This is a genomic window from Flavitalea plasmicola (genome assembly GCF_030546645.1).
Lineage (GTDB): Bacteria > Bacteroidota > Bacteroidia > Chitinophagales > Chitinophagaceae > Puia.
The window spans coordinates 344,916-360,993 of record NZ_JAUOTO010000001.1; the positions used below are offsets into that span (position 1 = coordinate 344,916).

General features: G+C 53.6%; 11 protein-coding genes. 3 read left to right on the top strand and 8 right to left on the bottom strand.

Going from position 1 to position 16,078, the window contains the following annotated elements; genetic code table 11:
* Window positions 1-68 precede the first annotated feature (68 nt).
* Window positions 69-815, bottom strand: a complete 747-nt coding sequence (locus Q4E93_RS01330) for a LytR/AlgR family response regulator transcription factor (RefSeq protein WP_303582280.1) — start codon at window positions 813-815, stop codon at window positions 69-71.
* Window positions 816-838: 23 nt separating this feature from the next.
* On the bottom strand, window positions 839-2,914 hold the full coding sequence (locus tag Q4E93_RS01335; protein WP_303582281.1) for a tetratricopeptide repeat-containing sensor histidine kinase: 2,076 nt from the start codon (window positions 2,912-2,914) through the stop codon (window positions 839-841).
* A gap of 185 nt (window positions 2,915-3,099) precedes the next feature.
* On the opposite strand from Q4E93_RS01335, the gene Q4E93_RS01340 reads away from it, so the two are divergent.
* Complete coding sequence (locus Q4E93_RS01340; RefSeq protein WP_303582282.1) at window positions 3,100-3,540, top strand: single-stranded DNA-binding protein; 441 nt, start codon at window positions 3,100-3,102, stop codon at window positions 3,538-3,540.
* Window positions 3,541-3,567: 27 nt separating this feature from the next.
* Here the strand turns inward: Q4E93_RS01340 and Q4E93_RS01345 are convergent, their stop codons facing one another.
* From Q4E93_RS01345 to Q4E93_RS01370, 6 genes are all read right to left on the bottom strand, one after another.
* Window positions 3,568-5,538, bottom strand: coding sequence for an FAD-dependent oxidoreductase (locus Q4E93_RS01345; RefSeq protein WP_303582283.1), 1,971 nt, complete (start codon window positions 5,536-5,538; stop codon window positions 3,568-3,570).
* 10 nt (window positions 5,539-5,548) lie between these two features.
* Complete coding sequence (locus Q4E93_RS01350; RefSeq protein ID WP_303582284.1) at window positions 5,549-6,997, bottom strand: RagB/SusD family nutrient uptake outer membrane protein; 1,449 nt, start codon at window positions 6,995-6,997, stop codon at window positions 5,549-5,551.
* A 23-nt stretch (window positions 6,998-7,020) separates the two neighbouring features.
* Window positions 7,021-10,278: a TonB-dependent receptor gene (locus Q4E93_RS01355; RefSeq protein ID WP_303582285.1), complete on the bottom strand. Its 3,258-nt coding sequence runs from the start codon at window positions 10,276-10,278 to the stop codon at window positions 7,021-7,023.
* Between the two features lie 255 nt (window positions 10,279-10,533).
* A complete protein-coding gene (locus tag Q4E93_RS01360; protein WP_303582286.1) occupies window positions 10,534-11,730 on the bottom strand; it encodes a FecR family protein in 1,197 nt (398 codons plus the stop codon).
* Window positions 11,731-11,772: 42 nt separating this feature from the next.
* Window positions 11,773-12,375, bottom strand: a complete 603-nt coding sequence (locus Q4E93_RS01365) for an RNA polymerase sigma factor (RefSeq protein ID WP_303582287.1) — start codon at window positions 12,373-12,375, stop codon at window positions 11,773-11,775.
* A 15-nt stretch (window positions 12,376-12,390) separates the two neighbouring features.
* A complete protein-coding gene (locus Q4E93_RS01370; RefSeq protein WP_303582288.1) occupies window positions 12,391-13,716 on the bottom strand; it encodes a hypothetical protein in 1,326 nt (441 codons plus the stop codon).
* A 65-nt stretch (window positions 13,717-13,781) separates the two neighbouring features.
* On the opposite strand from Q4E93_RS01370, the gene Q4E93_RS01375 reads away from it, so the two are divergent.
* Together Q4E93_RS01375 and Q4E93_RS01380 are read left to right on the top strand one after the other, a co-directional pair.
* Window positions 13,782-14,669 carry a sugar phosphate isomerase/epimerase family protein gene (locus Q4E93_RS01375; protein WP_303582289.1) on the top strand — a complete coding sequence of 296 codons (888 nt, stop codon included), beginning with the start codon at window positions 13,782-13,784 and terminating at the stop codon, window positions 14,667-14,669.
* A 53-nt stretch (window positions 14,670-14,722) separates the two neighbouring features.
* Window positions 14,723-16,057 (top strand): Gfo/Idh/MocA family protein, encoded by a 1,335-nt coding sequence (locus Q4E93_RS01380; RefSeq protein ID WP_303582290.1) that lies wholly within the window; start codon window positions 14,723-14,725, stop codon window positions 16,055-16,057.
* The last annotated feature ends 21 nt before the right edge of the window (window positions 16,058-16,078 follow it).

The following is a 16,078-nucleotide window of genomic DNA, read 5'->3' on the forward strand; positions in this document are numbered from 1 at the left end:
AGCCAAAACCAGCCATCGGAGGCAGATAATGGCCCACCGGTCTTTTTGAATGAGTAATCGGGAAATGTTCAGGACCGGGACGGTTGTAATTTTTTCAGGAGATTTTCTTTGCGGCTGCGGGAGACATTGATGGAAGATCCGTCGGACATGACAAGATAACCGCCTTCACCCTTGACATATTTGGACACTTCGTTGAGATTGACGAGACTGGAATGATGCACACGGAGGAATGAGTAGTCTTCCAGCAGCTCTTCGATCTCCTTAAGGGTACGGGATGCCACTACCTTCTGCTGATCTTTCAGCGAAAGGATCGTGTAATTGCTGTCCGAAGTGCAATACATGATACTTCCTACGGGCACCATTTGCAGCCCTTCCATGGTAGGGATCGCTATCTTGTTGAAAAGATGGGCGGGATTTTGCAGTTTCTGGAAGAGCATGTCTATCTGCAGGGGAAAGAGCAGACGATGTTCTACTTTCTGCACGGAACGCTGCAACTCTTCCCGGTCGATGGGCTTCAGCAGGTAATCCAGGGCGCTGAAGCGGATGGCCTTAATGGCATACTGGTCATAGCTGGTAGTAAAGATCAGCTGCAAGGGGATATCTTTTATTTTTTCCAGCAGCTCGAAACCATTCATACGTGGCATTTCAATGTCGAGGAACAGCAACTGTGGGCGTTGCTCCTTAATGGCCGTTAAAGCATCCGCCCCGGAATGATAGCTGCCGGTCACGCTCACCTGGGGGCAATAACGTTCCAGGAGGATAGCCAGCGCTTCGCAGCAATAAGGTTCGTCATCGACAATGATAGCTCTGATCATATGTACAATTTTTGTGAATAGTTTCAAGCCGGCTCTCCGGCAGCACTGTTGATCCTTATCCGCAGGACCACCCTGGTGCCCGCCGGTCTTCCTTCCGCATCGTAGAGGTCTTCGATATTGAAAAAATGGCCCGGTGCGCCTGAGCCTGTCAATAAGTGGAGACGTTCTGCCGTTATCTGCAAACCCATCGATTTATGTCTTTGCGCGGATTTGCTTTTTAGCAGGACCGCTTTTTGACGACCCACGCCATTGTCCTGTATAATACAGGTGAGCATATCGCCCTCCGCCCGGAGGGTCACTGTCAGCAGTCCCCTTTCCTGCTTGTGCATCAATCCATGCCAAACCGCGTTTTCCACAAATGGCTGTAGCAGCAGCGGCGGAATATAGATATCTCCCGCATCCAGTTCTTCTTCCACGACGATGTTGTAATCAAAGGCGTCTTTGAATCGCAGTCGTTCCATGTCGAGGTACAGCTGTAGCACCTCCAGCTCTTCCGCAAGGGAGATGACGGAATGCCTGGAGTGGTTCATGATCATTCGCATCAGCCGGGAGAACTTGGTGAGGTAGTCCGAGGCAGCCTCTGTTTCATGACCCAATATAAACCGGTTGATGGCATTCAGGCAATTGAAGATGAAATGGGGGTTCATTTGGCTGCGCAGGGCCTGGATCTCCAGCTCCTTTGCCCGCTGCTGCAAGGCTGCCTTGGCCTTCTCGCCTTCCAGCCGTTGGATCTCCAGCTCATTCTCCGCCCTTTTCCGGAGATGCGCCTCGTTCTTTCTTTTCAGCAGGACATAACGGGAGAAGATAAAGCCGATCAATAATAAGGCTATGATGCCGCCGATGAGCAATCTTTTGGTGGCAAGCGTTTCCCGCAGGCAGACCTCGTTCAGCTGCTTCTCCTTGTTCAGCAGGGCGATCTGCTGTTCGTACGCCCAGGACGCGAACTTCCCTTTCAGCTGCTCGCTATTGACACTGTCCTTCATGGCATTATAGCGCCTGTAAAACGCGTATGCGCTGTCGGCCCTTTTTGCTTTATCGTACAGCGAATAGAGCGTCAGGCAATTATCCCTGATATATTGCCGGGCCTTGAACTGCTCGGCAATGGCCAGGCTCTCCCTGGCATATTGGGCCGCCACCTTGTCCCTGCCCAGCCATTGGTTGGCGAGGGAGAGATCCTTGAGACAGCGCATCACCTGGTTGCGATCGTTCAGCTGCCGTTGGTAGACGAGGCTCTTTTCAAAATAAGGCAACGCTTCGCTGCTTCTGTCCTGGAGCAGATAATATTCCCCTTTGCTGACCAGGTAGGAGCGTAAGATGGCGGGCTTCAGGGCGGCGGAGTCAAAACGGTTGTAATAATGCAGCGCCGAGTCGAACAGTCCTTGCCGGCTGAGGAGCTCGGCATAGACGAGGACCTTCCAGGCATGGGACATGGACGGCTGACCTTGCCCGAACCCAAGGTGAAAATATTTTTTGGCGGCGTCATAGTCCTCTATCTGGATGAACAGCTCAGCCAGCTCATAATATTCGCTTGGCATCAGCTCGGGATGATGGCTTTCCCCGGCCATCTGCAGACAGCGGCGGTTGATCTCATAGGCCTTTTCATAGTCCCCGCTTTCCCGGTGAGCGCAGCCGATGAGGGACAGGGCCCTGATGACATTGGCGGTATCGCCGGCTTGCCGGGCATAGTCCTGCGCCAGCTTTATGTAATGGATCGCTTCTTCAAATCGGCTTTGGGCGTAAAGGTCGAATCCCAATGCATAATACGCATAGGTGATATTGTCTTTGTTGGCCGTGCGATCAAACCAATCCAGGGATTGCCGGGCGATCTGTTCGCCCTGGATAAAATCATTGGTGTAATATATCGTATAGATCGACTTGCAGGCTGTGGCTAATGCTATGCCATGGACATAATTGGCTTTCCGGGACTCCTCTAATGCCCTGTCCGCATACCACCCGGCTGAATCATCGAAATAGCCAGCATGCCGGAGAAATAGGTCCACCAGGCTGTCGATCGGGGGATTCCTGTCCACACGGCCCGATTGGGCATGGGTGACAGCCAGGCCGCAGAGCAATAATATGGTAAGCAAGGGCTTTTGCACCTTTAAATTTACGCATACAAGGGCTTATTAGGGTGCCGCCTGTCCCTGGAATTGAGCCGTTGGCGCTTTATGGACGCATTTCGCCATGCTGACTGAGTGGTTGGAGTGGGAAACTTTGGGAAAACTTTCTCCATTTCACCACTCTGAAAATTTGTAATTTGCCGTTTCACTATAAATCTACCATTATGATAAAGCTACAAGTAATCGGAAACCTGGGTAAGGATTGTGTCACCAATACAGTGAACGGGAAGAACGTGATCAATTTCAACGTGGCACATACCGAGAAGTTCCGTGACGCACAGGGCAATCAGAAGGACAAGACCATTTGGGTAGAATGCGCCTATTGGACCGACCGCACCGGTATTGCTCCCTATCTTAAAAAAGGAACACAAGTATACGCAGAAGGAACACCTGAAGTAAGGACCTATCCAAAGAATGATGGTACACAAGGTGTATCTCTGACCCTGCGTGTGCAGAACGTCCAGTTGCTGGGCAGCAGAGGTGCCGAAGGTGGTGGTGGCTACAGCGGCGGTTCCGAAGGAGGCTATGCTTCCCAGGGGGCGCCTGCTTCCCGCGTGTCCTCGCCCGGCGATATCACGGAGCCGATCGACGATCTTCCGTTCTAAAAACGGCCTAAAAGAAAGAACCCCGGTCTAGCGACCGGGGTTCTTCAATAGTAAGATCGCATCCGCGATCACGACACCATCGGCTCCTTTATTACTGATAGACACATAGTTATCCTTGCCGGCCACAAAAGTGTACCTTCCGCATTCCACCCATTCTCCCGAAGTCTGCCCTTCCACCTGCAGCTTTCCCGTGGCGATGCTTACCGCCGTAACCTTGCCACCGGCAGAGACGGTCACGGGAGTGACAGAGCTGGCATGCTGTACCTTGGGGACATAGATATATAAGGTATACTGCCCGGATACTTTGATCCGGGGTTCAAAACGCACCTGCCGGAATGCAGGGTCCTTATGCAGGTCCGCCAGCCTGGAAAACCCATAGCTGTCATGTTTCTCCCTCGTCCATTCGCCTTCCACCAGCACATGGGCCGAATCATCATTGTCGACAATGATCTGGGGCGTGCTGCCGTCGGCCAGTGGATTGCTCCCAAGGACAGACCGAATGCCGGCGGCGTCTACTTCCTGCACAGAGAGATGCCGGTCGATCGCCATCGCGGCCGCAATGGCGGAAGACTGCCCCAGTTCCATGAAGACAGGCTCCATCCGGATGGAGCCATAGGCAATATGACTGGCCGACAGGCATACGGGCACCAGCAGGTTGCGGCATTCTCCCGCCTTCGGCACCAGCGAGCGATAGGAAATAGGGTAAGGAGGGAATCCCCCGATCTGTACATCCCCTTCATTCTTTACCATACCGTCGACGACCAGCCGCTGGCAATTATGAGAATCCATCGTATAGGCGGCCAATCCCACGCCGTCCGTCACAACGGCCTTTCCTTCGCAATTGGCCTGCGTCATGACATAGGCGCCGGTCATCCGTCTTGCTTCTCGGACGTACATCTGCGGCGTCCAGTGGTCGTTGTCGGCATATTCGTCCCGGGGATAGCCCCATTGCAGCATCAGGGGCCGCAGGTGGGCCGGCATGCGATCGTCATGCCCGATGAAATACAGCAGCCCTTTTACATAGTCCGTATGCGCCTGCGCGATCTTTAGCCGCGTGGTGGGGTCTGCTTCGGGATAATCATAGTTCATGCCGATCATATCCGTGGAAAAAGGACCATTGTTATTGATATCCGTCTTGTGCCCTGGCAGCAGGTCGAACTTCAAAATACCCCAGAGGTCTTTGGCGGGCTTTTTCTCCAGCAGCCTTAGCAACAGCTCATAACGCGTGGAATCGTATCCTGCCGGCCTGGAGATGGGTATCCGGTTGGCGGGATCATCGGTGAGGCATATACGGTAGTTATAGCTCTGTACCTTTTTATCGCCGTCCCCTTGCTGCCCCAGCCTCTCGCTGCTGATGCCCCATAAGAGGCCGGAGGAAGGGTCTTTCGGTGTCTTATACGGATCGATGCCGTCAGGGAACTGGTGTTTGTCCCGCAGTTGAATGCCGTCATAGGTCTCGCCGTAGAGAGCATTGGCTTCGCGTCCCACCGTATAGGATACGCCGGCCTTGGCCATCAGGTCGCCTTCATAGCTGCAGTCGATGAACATCTTTGCCTTAATGGAGTGGGCCGGCTGTAGCTGAATGCGCTTGATCACCCCCTCCTGTTTGGCGGCAGCGACGATGTGATAGCCATACAGCACTTTCACATTCCCTTCCCGGATGTATTGTTTGAAAATATCCTCCGCCACATGCGGCTCGAAGATCCACTGCTCGAACTTTCCGTAATGGCGTCCCACCCTGCGGTAAAAATCAAGGGAGAGGCCGGCAATGGCATATTTATTACCGATGTCGGTGTAGCCCAGTCCTCCCGAGCTCAGTCCGCCCAGGTGGCGGCCGGGCTCTACGAGCAGGACGCTCTTATGCATCCGGGCGGCGGTGTACGCTGCGATGACGCCGGCTGAGGTACCGCCATAAACGCAGATGTCATAGTCTGTCTGTGCGAAAGCGTGGCCGGTGAGGCAGATGGAAAAAATGACTGCTGATAAGACTTTTTTCATGGCGATGAGATTAATAGCCCGGGTTCTGATCCTTTGCCGGATCGATGGCTTTATTATAATTATATTCCGTGGTTGGGATAGGCCATAACAAATGCTTGTCCGCCACCGTGATGCCTTTCACAGCCTGGATCACCTGCTTAACGATGCCCATTCTTTTCAGGTCCAGCCAGCGCTTGCCTTCCGAGCAATCTTCATAACCTCTTTCCTTTACCACCAGGTCGAGGAAGGCAGCGGGATCGCTGTAATCGCTCAGTAAGAGGTCGACGGAAGCGTCCGCTGTTAGGGGGTCCTTTCCATAGGCCCGCCGGTGCACCATATTCAGCTTTTCCATTCCATCCGCCGTAGGTCCGTTGTTCACCCGGCTCTCCGCCTCGGCATACAGGAGGAGCAGGTCCGCATAGCGGTACATCGGGTAATCGTTGCCCGCGCCTGTGACGGCCTGTTTGTCCGCGAACTTCCTGTTCAGCATGGTGGTAGCGCCCAGCCCGAAGGTCTGGCTGTACCAGTTGTACGTATAGCGAAGGTCGTGCTTATCCCAGTGCTGCAGCACGGCGTTTTTGACCGAGTCGCTGTAAAAAGTATAATAACCTCCCGGCGGATAATAGCCCGAGTTGGGATAAAAGGCATAGATAGGATATTGCCAGCCCTGGGTGGCAGCGCTGCGGGAGAATTTAATGTAAAAGATCTCTTCGGTCGAGCTGACGACGTCGGCGCCGTACAGCTTGTCGAAGTCGGACACCGCCGACACCTTCACCAGCGAGAACTTCCCCGAGGCGATCACCTCTCCCGCCTTGCTGTCCGCATCGTTGTATTGTCCCAGCCACATATAGACCTCGGCCAGCACCGTCTTGGCGGCCCATTTGGAAGGGGCGCCCACCAGCCTGCCTGCATCCGGCAGGTTGGTTTCGGCAAATTTCAGGTCTTCGAGGATGAAGGCATATACGTCGGCGGCAGCGCTCCGCCTCAGGTTGATGGAGTCCATATTGTTTTCCGTCCGCAATGGCACACCTGCCCAATTGCGCACCAGGTAGAAATAATCCAGGGCCCGCAAATACCTTGCCTCTGCCAGGTATTGGGCTTTTGCGGCATCGCTCACGGACTTTGCCAGGGGGATCTTCTGCACCATGATATTGGCATTGCGGATAGATAAATAGAAGAACCCCCAGATATTACCTACCCGGGTGATATTGGTATTGTCCAACCCCTGGTAATTGTTGAGGACAGCATGGCTGCCCCGACCATACATATAATCTGCGTAGCATTCCAGCTGCACCTGGTAGATGGCGCCCAGGGCGTTGCCGTCCCTTAAAGGTGAATAGATGGCGTTGAGCCCGGCTTCCACTTCGGCGGGCTTGTTATAGAAATTCTCTGCGGCAATGGATTGCGGCTCTTCTTCCAGGGTCTTCTTACAGGAGGAGAGCGCCGCCGCCATGATAATGATTGAAATTATATATCTCATACGTAAGCATTGAAAGTTAAGGATCAAAAGCCACACCGGATACCAAATGTCACGGACTTATAAGTGGGGTAAGTATAATAATCGATTCCCGGCATGATGGAGTTGCTGCCGCCATAGGTGTTGACGTCCGGATCATACCATGAATATTTTGTCACGGTGATCAGGTTTTGCCCGCTGGCATACAGCTGCAGGTTCCTGCACCAGTCAATACCCCACTTGCCGACAGGAAGGTTGTAGGCCAGCTGGATATTCCGGAAGCGCAGGTAAGAGCCATTCTCTACAAAACGGGAAGACATATTGCCGGATAGACTCCTGCTTACCTTCGGGTATTTTGCATTCGTGCTGGAAGGGGTCCAGTGATGGTAGAACTGGTCCTGTGTCAGGTTGAGCCCCATTCCCAGGTCCAGTGATGAGGCCATGTTCAGGTTGTATAAATCATTGCCCTGGCTACCCTGAATGAATACCGTCAGCTCGAAGCCCTTCCAGGATGCGATGGAATTGAAGCCGTAGATGAATTTGGGATTCGGATCGCCGATGTAGGTTTTGTCGTCAGCCGTTATCTTTCCGTCCTTGCTCCTGTCCTCGTACTGGATATCTCCCGTGGAGGTATACCCGGTCTCCTTGTAGCCGTAAAAGATGCCGTACGGCTGGCCTTCCCGGAGCAGGTTGACATAATCATTCAGGCTGCCTGTATAGATGACGTTTCCGAATATATCCTGTCGCTGGTAAAGTCTGACTACCTTATTCCGGTTGAACGAGATATTGGCAGCCACTGTCCATTTCACGGGGCCTTTGAGAATATCCGATTCCACGCCGATCTCCAGACCTTTGTTCTGGATCTCTCCCACGTTCTGGAAGGTGGTGGTATAGCCCATGGAAGAGGGCAACTGCACCCTGTTGAGAAGATTCTTTGTCTTTTTAAGGTAGACGTCCGCCGTCAGCCGCACCCGGTTGTCCAAAAATCCTGCATCGAAGCCCGCATCGAACTCATTGGTGGTCTCCCATTTCAGATTGCCCGGAAGGGTCTGGCTGGGAGCATAGGTAGTGCTCAGTGCGTCGCCGAAAATAGTATAGCCCGAAGTCAGCTGGTTCAGCGTCTGGTAAGGATTGACCGCCGTGCTGCCCGTGGCGCCATAACTGGCTCTTATCTTCAGATCGGACACGACATGGGAGCTTTTCAGGAAAGGCTCGCTGGACATATGCCAGGCAAGCGCTGCCGAGGGAAAATTGCTCCATTTGTTGCCCGCGGAGTAACGGGAAGATCCATCCCGGCGAAAGCTCACCGTCGCCAGGTATTTGTCGGCATAGCTGTAGTTGAGCCTTCCCAGGTAAGACAACAGGCCCCATTTCTGGTAGCTGCTGGAAGGAATACCCGGTGTGGTGGCCGATCCAAGGCTGCCCGTTTGTATCACATCACTGAGAAATCCCGTGCCTGATGCCGCCAGCGAAGTGTACAGGTAATCCTGGTAGGTGAAGCCGCCCGTCAAGGTGAAGCGGTGTTCACCAAGGGTCTTATTATAGGTGACGACATTCTCGTTCAGGAAACTGGTATTTTGTGTGGTGTTCACGGTAGCGCTGCCCGTGGAGTTGGTGGACGGCTCGATAGCGGTATAGAGATCACTTCGGTTGTCCTCGTTCTGCACGCCGCCGGAGATCCGGATGGAAAGGTCTTTTATGGGCTTGATGGTAAGCGCCGCATTGGAAAAGACCTTGTCCGACTTGATCTTGTCGGACACCTTATAAATGGTCACCAGCGGATTGACGATGACATTCGAGATGAAGGAGTAGGCGGTATTCAGCCTTCTGTATGACCCATCGGACAGGTAAGGCGTGAGGGTGGGAGGGGCCATCAGCATGCCTGAGATGAGGTCGCCGCCCCGGTTGCCACTACCGGAATTCTGGCGCCGGCTGTCGATGCGCGTGAGGTAGATGTTGTAAGACACGGAAAAGATCTTGCTGATGTCGTGGTTCAGCGAGCCCCTGAGGGTATAACGGTTATAATCGCTGTTGCGGATTATGCCATCCTGTCGTAAGACACCTGTTGACAGGGAAAATTTGGTCCGCTCATTACCCCCGCTGATATTCAGGTTGGTGGTCAGCATGGGTGCATGGTGCATCACCAGGTCCTGCCAGTCCGTGTTGGGACCTTTGGCAAATGAGTCGATCTGCTGCTGTGTGAAGTAAGGTGCGACATTGTCATTGGCGGCTTGTTCATTATAGAACTGGGCGTATTGCTGGCCATTCATCAACTTGATCTTTTTCATGGGCGACTGGATGCTGTAGCCTGTCTCCAGGTCCACCAGGGGCTTGCCTGATCTGCCGCTCTTTGTGGTAATGATGATGACCCCATTGGCGCCACGGGAGCCATAGATGGCGATGGAAGAGGCATCCTTAAGTATTTCGATGGACTCGATGTCCGCATTTTGCAGGAAGGTGGGGTTGCCGGAAAAAGGAAAGCCGTCGATGACATACAATGGTTCATTGCCGCCCAGGATGGAGTTGGCCCCCCTGATACGGACGCTGATGTTCCCGCCGGGAGCGCCATTGTTTTGCTGCACCAGCACGCCTGCCGCCCTTCCCTGGAGGGCGTTGACGATATTGTTAGTGGGATAGCTGGTGACTTCCGCTGGCTTCACCTGGGAGACGGAGCCGGTAAGGTCCCGCTTGCGCACCGTTCCGTAGCCGACGACGACTATCTCGTTCAATGCCCTGACATTGATGGACATTGACAGCCTGATCTCGTGACGCCCACGCAGGTTTATTTCTTCTGTCTTATAGCCCGTGTAGGAAATGATGAGCACGGCATCCTGGGCGATGCCTTTCAGGATGAAAGCGCCGTCCTGGTCCGTAGTAGTGCTTTGACCAGTAGCTTTAACGATGACGGTGGCGCCAAGAATAGGATTGCCTTTCTCATCCGTGATCTTTCCTGTCACGTCGGCAGGCGGCGGAAGATCGGAAACGCCGGGTCGGGGGGTGGCGCTCTCCCGGGGCTTTTCCTTGATGATGATCATCCTGTTCAAAATGGACCAGGTGTAGGATTGGTTAGAGAAGCATTCCGCCAGCGCCTGCTCCAGTGGAGCATTCCGGAGACGGACAGTGATAGGGTTCGCCTTTTTGAGAAAAGTTTCGGTGTAGATGAACTTATACCCCGTTTGTTTTTCGATGAGGGCGAATACTTTCTCCGGTGCGGCATTCTGTTGGGATAGCGACACCTTCTGGGCAACGCCCCTGGCACCTACCTGTAGGATCGTGCATACTAAAAAAGCCACCGTCAGTTTCATCTTTTTAGCAATTTGAAGTGGGTTGCCCCCTGCCCTTCGTCTTTGGCAAATAGCAATCAATACCATAACTTTGGATAGTTTGGGTTAATCAATTACTGCTCCGCTTTCCGGCGGAGAACAGTCTTGTCAAGATCATGTTTTGGATTAATCCGATATAGCCGGATCCTGATGGCGTCAGGGTCCGGTGTTTATTTTTATAGGTTGTTTCAGTATATGGTTACCTCCTTTTTTTAGCTTTCAGAACTTAAAGTTTTTCTATGGGGAGACAGTGATGGTCTTGTCACCCGTCCTGAAATGTACGCTGCCTGTCATGGACAGCGCCTTCAGCACTTCCGAGATGGGTACATTCCTGGGGATCCGGGCGTAAAAGCGCTCTTCTATTTCGCCGCCTTCGTAATCCACTTTTATATTGTACCAGCGCGACAGCTGCCGCATGATGGTCCGTATATCCGCCTTCCGGAAGAAGAACTGATCATTCTTCCAGGCCACCACTTCTTCCGTATTGACGTCGTTCAACACTTTCATGGTTCCATTGGTCATCTGCACCTGCTGTCCCGGGCTGATCAGGGTCTGATCATTGCCCCGGATCACTTTTACCGAACCTTCCAGCAGCGTGGTAGCCACCGACCTTTCATCCGTATACGCATTGACATTGAAGTGCGTTCCCAGCACCTGCACCGTCATGTCCTTATAATGCACAAGAAAGGGCCGGCCGGCATCGGGTGCGATCTCGAAATAAGCTTCCCCGGTGATATCGATGGCCCTTTCTTTTCTGCTGAAGTTGACGGGAAATCTTACGGACGAGGCTGCATTCAGCCAGATCCGCGACCCATCCGGCAATACCAGCTGGTATTGATTGCCCGCATTCGTGGAAAGGGTATTGTACGCCATTTCTCCCGGAGTGCCGGCAGCGTTCATGGCGTTGTAGGCCAGGGTTCCTTTCATGTTGATGACGGCCATATTGCCCTGCCGGCTGATGGTGCCGTTGGCGGAGCTGTCGAGTGCTATCTGCTGGCCATTGGCCAGGGTAAGCACAGCTGCCTTATTGCCGGGGGCTGCGTCATATTTTTCCGGCGTGCTGACCGCTATGGAAGGGGATTGCTTTCGCGGCCTTAGAAAGGGAACGCTTACCAGGGCTGCCAGGATCACGACGGCTGCGGCCCACCAGATCCGGAGGCGCATACGGCGGACAGGTGCTTTTGCTGTTCGCGGGGCCCCGGCTGTCACTATCCGGGAAAAGATCCGGTCCGCGCTTTCTTCGCTCAGTGGAGGCGTGTCGATCTGTTCCGGTACACCGGCGTTTTCGATCGCTTCGTCTATCAGCCGTTGTATGGCTGCTTCATGGGATCCTCTATGGACGATGTCCATAAGCTCCCGGCGCTCAGCCGCCGTAGCTTCCCCATTTTGGTGCCGAAGGAAAAGGTATGTAAGTCTTTGAAGGCTCGTGTCCATAATAAGGTAGACACACGGGAGCAAAAAAGGGGGTAGAAAAAATCAGGAATGCTGAAAAAAAATCAGCAAAAGGCTCCATTGCGGGATATGTCTGTGGCGCAACAGCTGTCCCCTGACGATGCGCAATGCCTCGGAGACATGTTTTTTTACGGTCTCGCGGGAGATATTCAGCTGTGTGGCGATCTCCTCGTGCTTCAGTCCTTCCAAACGGCTGAGCTCGAACACTTTTTTCTGCTGGGGCGTTAGCGTGGCGATCACTTTTTGCAGGGTGTCCTGCAGCTCTTTTAAAGACAGATTCTCAATGGGAGCATCGGGACGGTCCGCGGGGTGCGGCGTCAGCAGCTTTTCCAATAATAATTCTTCATTGGCCAACTTACGCAGGGCGTTGTAAATATGGTTGCGGGTGATGGTGGCCAGGTAAGCGCTGAAGCAATTTATTTCAGGAAGTTTTTCACGACCGACCCAAATTTTCATAAAAACCTCCTGCAAGACATCTTCCGCGTGGCTGGCCGACTGCAGCAGCCGCAGCGCTGAATGATACACCTTATGCCTGTAATGGGTAAATAATGCATGAAAGGCGGCTTCATCACCTTTGGCTGCAAGGGCCAGCAGCCCTTTCTCCTCGTGTGTGGGGATATTATTCACAAGCAATCTGAGTGGTTAATGCACTAAAGGTACAGATTTTCCTTCCCATTTTGACACCCATGCCTCTGCTTCCGCCCTGCTGACAGGCGTGTGCCGGTCATCCACATTGATGACATACAAATATCCTTTTCTTCCAGGCGTGGACAAAAAGGCACTGACGAGGTTGAGCTGCTCGCTCACCAGCGGATGGCCGTTGGTGGGATTCCATAGCTCCTTCGCGCACAGGCAGCCCATCGTCGGTGTCAGGGGATAAAAAGGTTTGTCCTTAAAATATTCCGGGTCGATGGTGGTGCCATGGGCGATGATCTCCGTCCGGCCGATGTGTCCGGCCGACCAGGCCTCCATCATAGGTGCATAGTTTCGCCAGTCGGAGGGGAGGAGTTCCTGGTATAACCGTGAAGAATCGATCGTCTCCTCCACCAGCGCAGTATCATCATCCAATTGAAAGTATCGACGCCACGTTCCTTCAAAAGGCATCAGCAGCTGCAGATTGGTGGTCGGACCGATGAAATTGACCCTCGACACGTCCGTACCCCGGATGCTGTATACTCCCTGCGGCGTGCTGCCATCCGTTATGAAATAAGGCAGGTCGGAGCCCGACCGGGCCAGCTGCTGGAATACCTGCAGCCGGCCCTGCGCATCACGAACGAATTTTCCGTTCTCATCCTGCACGACGGCCAGTCCGGGATAATCCCTGCTCCATCGCTGGAAAGAATAGATCGTCTTTTGTTTGCGCGCACGCTGGTAAGCAAAGAGGGACGAAAGGTCCGGTGTCTTTTTTTTCACCAGCTGCCCATGATAGCTCAGGTACGCCGCCAGCTCCTGCAGGACCGCCATCGAATCATAGCCCGGAAATTTTTCCACCATCCGGATCTTCAGGGCATTGCTGTTCTCCGTGCTGGTGTCGGCGCGATAGAGATAAACGGCGCACATGGAAAAGAGCTTTGGGTCCTCTTCCTGCTCCAGGACTTGCTGTATAGCCGGGATATAACGTTTTGGGGCAACGGCGTAAGTGGCCTCCAGCAAAGCCTTCTTTGTATCGTAGGATAAAGTGGAATAGCCATTGAATAAAGTGTCGAGTCCGTGCTCCACCTGCGGGGTGTAAATGAGGAATTGAGCGATGGCCCAGCAGGCGGACAAATATTTATCTTCTGTGTTGCTGTCCAGCGCCAGGCTCATGTTCCTGCCGGTGATGCGCTCCCGCAGGTCTTTCTCCAGCGATACACGATTCTGATAGAGTACCGACGCGGAATAGATGTCTTCCCTCCGGGTTTGTCCTTCAGCAACTTGTATAAATGTCAACAACATGGCCGCAGCCAGCGATCGCTTTATGACGTTCATACTGTAAATCTAAAAAAACCCTTAATTTGAGCTCTCTATTTTTTGGACCATACAAACTATTCATCATGAAATTGAAGATGCACGTATTATTGCCTTGCCTCTCTGTCCTTGTGATCCTCAGCTCCTGCGGAAGCCAGCCGGCCGCCGATGCAGCGAAAGATTCCGTCACCAAACCTGTCGATTCCCCTTCCGTCGCCGCCAACTGGAAGATCGGCGTTCAATTATGGACATTCCATTTTGTTCCTTTCGTGCAAGCCATCGCCAAGGCTGACAGCGCGGGGATCAAATACCTGGAAGCTTTTCCCGGCCAGGACCTGGGCGGCGGTATGAAAGGCAAGTTCGGTACGGACATGACGGCGGACGAAAAGAAGAAAGTGAAAGACCTTCTCCAGTCTAAAGGGATCAGCATTGTGGCAATGGGTGTCATTACGCCAAAGACGATCGACGAGTGGAAAAAATATTTCGATCTTGCCAAAGAGTTCGGTCTTAGCTATATCACGGCAGAGCCCCTGAAAGACCAATGGGGCGCCATCGACAGCCTGGCAGGCGCCTATGGCATCAAAGTAGCCATACACGACCATCCTAAGCCCAATCCATACTGGCATCCTGACTCTGTGCTCGCCGCAGTGCAGGGACATCCCAACATCGGCTCCTGCGCAGACGTAGGACATTGGGCACGTAATGGCCTGGATCCCGTGGAATGCCTGAAAAAGCTGGAAGGACATATTTTCGGGCTCCACCTTAAAGACATCGACTCCGTCGGTAACACGAAAGCAAATGACCTGGTAGTCGGCACGGGCAAGATCGATTTCCCTGCGATCTTCAGGGAGCTCAATCGTCAGAAGTTCAATACAGGTATGTTCTCCATCGAAAGAGAGAACAACTGGTACAACAATGTGCCCGATGTGATCGCCACGGAGAAGTACTTTAAAGAGCAGACGTCTAAACTTTAATCACCAGCTCCAGCCCCGTCAGGGGCTGGAGCTTCTCAAATACGACTCGCTATATGAATTCCCGCCGCCAATTCCTCAAAGAAAGCGCTTCCCTCCTCCTGTCCACAGGCGCCCTTCCTGCCTTCGCGGCTAATGACACCATCCGCGTAGGCGTCATCGGTATGGGCATCATGGGTTTCAACGATATCAGCACCGCGCTGAAAGTGCCCGGCGTGGAATGGGTGGCGGCTTGCGATCTCTACACCGGCCGGCTGCAAAGGGCCAAAGAGGTGCAGGGGAAGGACCTTTTCACCACCCGCCATTACCAGGAGATCCTGGACCGCAAGGACATCGACGCAGTCATCATCGCCACCAGCGACAACTGGCATGCACGTATCGCTACGGCAGCGCTGGAAAAGGGTAAATCGGTCTACTGTGAAAAGCCCATGGTACACCAGCTGAAGGAGGGCCTTCCGCTGATAGCCGCCTGGCAGCGCTCTAAGAAGACCATGCAGGTCGGCAGCCAGCGGGTCAGCAGCATCGCTTATGCCAGGGCGGCAGAACGCTACAGGGCCGGCGCCATCGGCCAGCTGACTTGCATCGAAGCCAGTTTCGACCGCCAAAGCGCGCTGGGAGCATGGGAATACACCATGCCTACGGATGCCTCTCCCGCTACGGTGGATTGGGACGGCTATATTGCCGGCACCCCTCACCAGCCTTACGATCCTAAGAAGTTTTTCTGGTGGCGTAATTACCGGGCATTCGGCACCGGCGTGGCAGGCGATCTTTTCGTACATCTCCTGTCGGGTATCCATGTGATCACGGGTTCGAAGGGGCCCGAGAAAATCATTTCCACGGGTCAGACGGCTTACTGGAAGGATGGCCGCGACGTGCCTGACGTGATGACCGCCATCATGCATTACCCCGATACGAAGGAACATCCTGCTTTCGAGCTGATGCTTCGGGTGAACTTCATCAGCGGCCAGGGCGAGACCAGCAGCGTTAAGTTCTTTGGCTCGGAAGGCGTGTTGGACATGGGCTACGATGGATTTACCATCCGGCACCATAAAATGCCGGCAGCCCCGGGCATAGGAGGATGGGATGCCCTGACCACCTATCCGCAAGCCATGCAGGACGAGCTGCGACGGCAGTATGATCAGCGCTGGACATCGGATCAGCAAAATACCGTCGACGCCGAACCCACAGTCTACAAATTACCCCAAGGTTTTGACGAGCACGTGGAGCATTTTAAAAATTTTTTCCAGGGCGTACGCACCGGCAGCCCTGTGGTGGAAGATCCCATTTTCGGGTTCCGTGCCGCGGCCCCCTGCCTGATGGCGAATGAAAGCTATTTTCAACGGAAGATCGTGCATTGGGATGCAGTGAATATGCAGCTGAAGGAGGCCTGAGGGCTGACGCTTTTTCCCGAT

Bases quoted from the DNA above. Each gene is read 5' to 3' on its own strand.
- Q4E93_RS01330 (WP_303582280.1), bottom strand. From the start codon at position 815: ATGATCAGAGCTATCATTGTCGATGACGAACCTTATTGCTGCGAAGCG.
- Q4E93_RS01340 (WP_303582282.1), top strand. From the start codon at position 3,100: ATGATAAAGCTACAAGTAATCGGAAACCTGGGTAAGGATTGTGTCACC.
- Q4E93_RS01345 (WP_303582283.1), bottom strand. From the start codon at position 5,538: ATGAAAAAAGTCTTATCAGCAGTCATTTTTTCCATCTGCCTCACCGGC.
- Q4E93_RS01350 (WP_303582284.1), bottom strand. From the start codon at position 6,997: ATGAGATATATAATTTCAATCATTATCATGGCGGCGGCGCTCTCCTCC.
- Q4E93_RS01355 (WP_303582285.1), bottom strand. From the start codon at position 10,278: ATGAAACTGACGGTGGCTTTTTTAGTATGCACGATCCTACAGGTAGGT.
- Q4E93_RS01360 (WP_303582286.1), bottom strand. From the start codon at position 11,730: ATGGACACGAGCCTTCAAAGACTTACATACCTTTTCCTTCGGCACCAA.
- Q4E93_RS01370 (WP_303582288.1), bottom strand. From the start codon at position 13,716: ATGAACGTCATAAAGCGATCGCTGGCTGCGGCCATGTTGTTGACATTT.
- Q4E93_RS01375 (WP_303582289.1), top strand. From the start codon at position 13,782: ATGAAATTGAAGATGCACGTATTATTGCCTTGCCTCTCTGTCCTTGTG.
- Q4E93_RS01380 (WP_303582290.1), top strand. From the start codon at position 14,723: ATGAATTCCCGCCGCCAATTCCTCAAAGAAAGCGCTTCCCTCCTCCTG.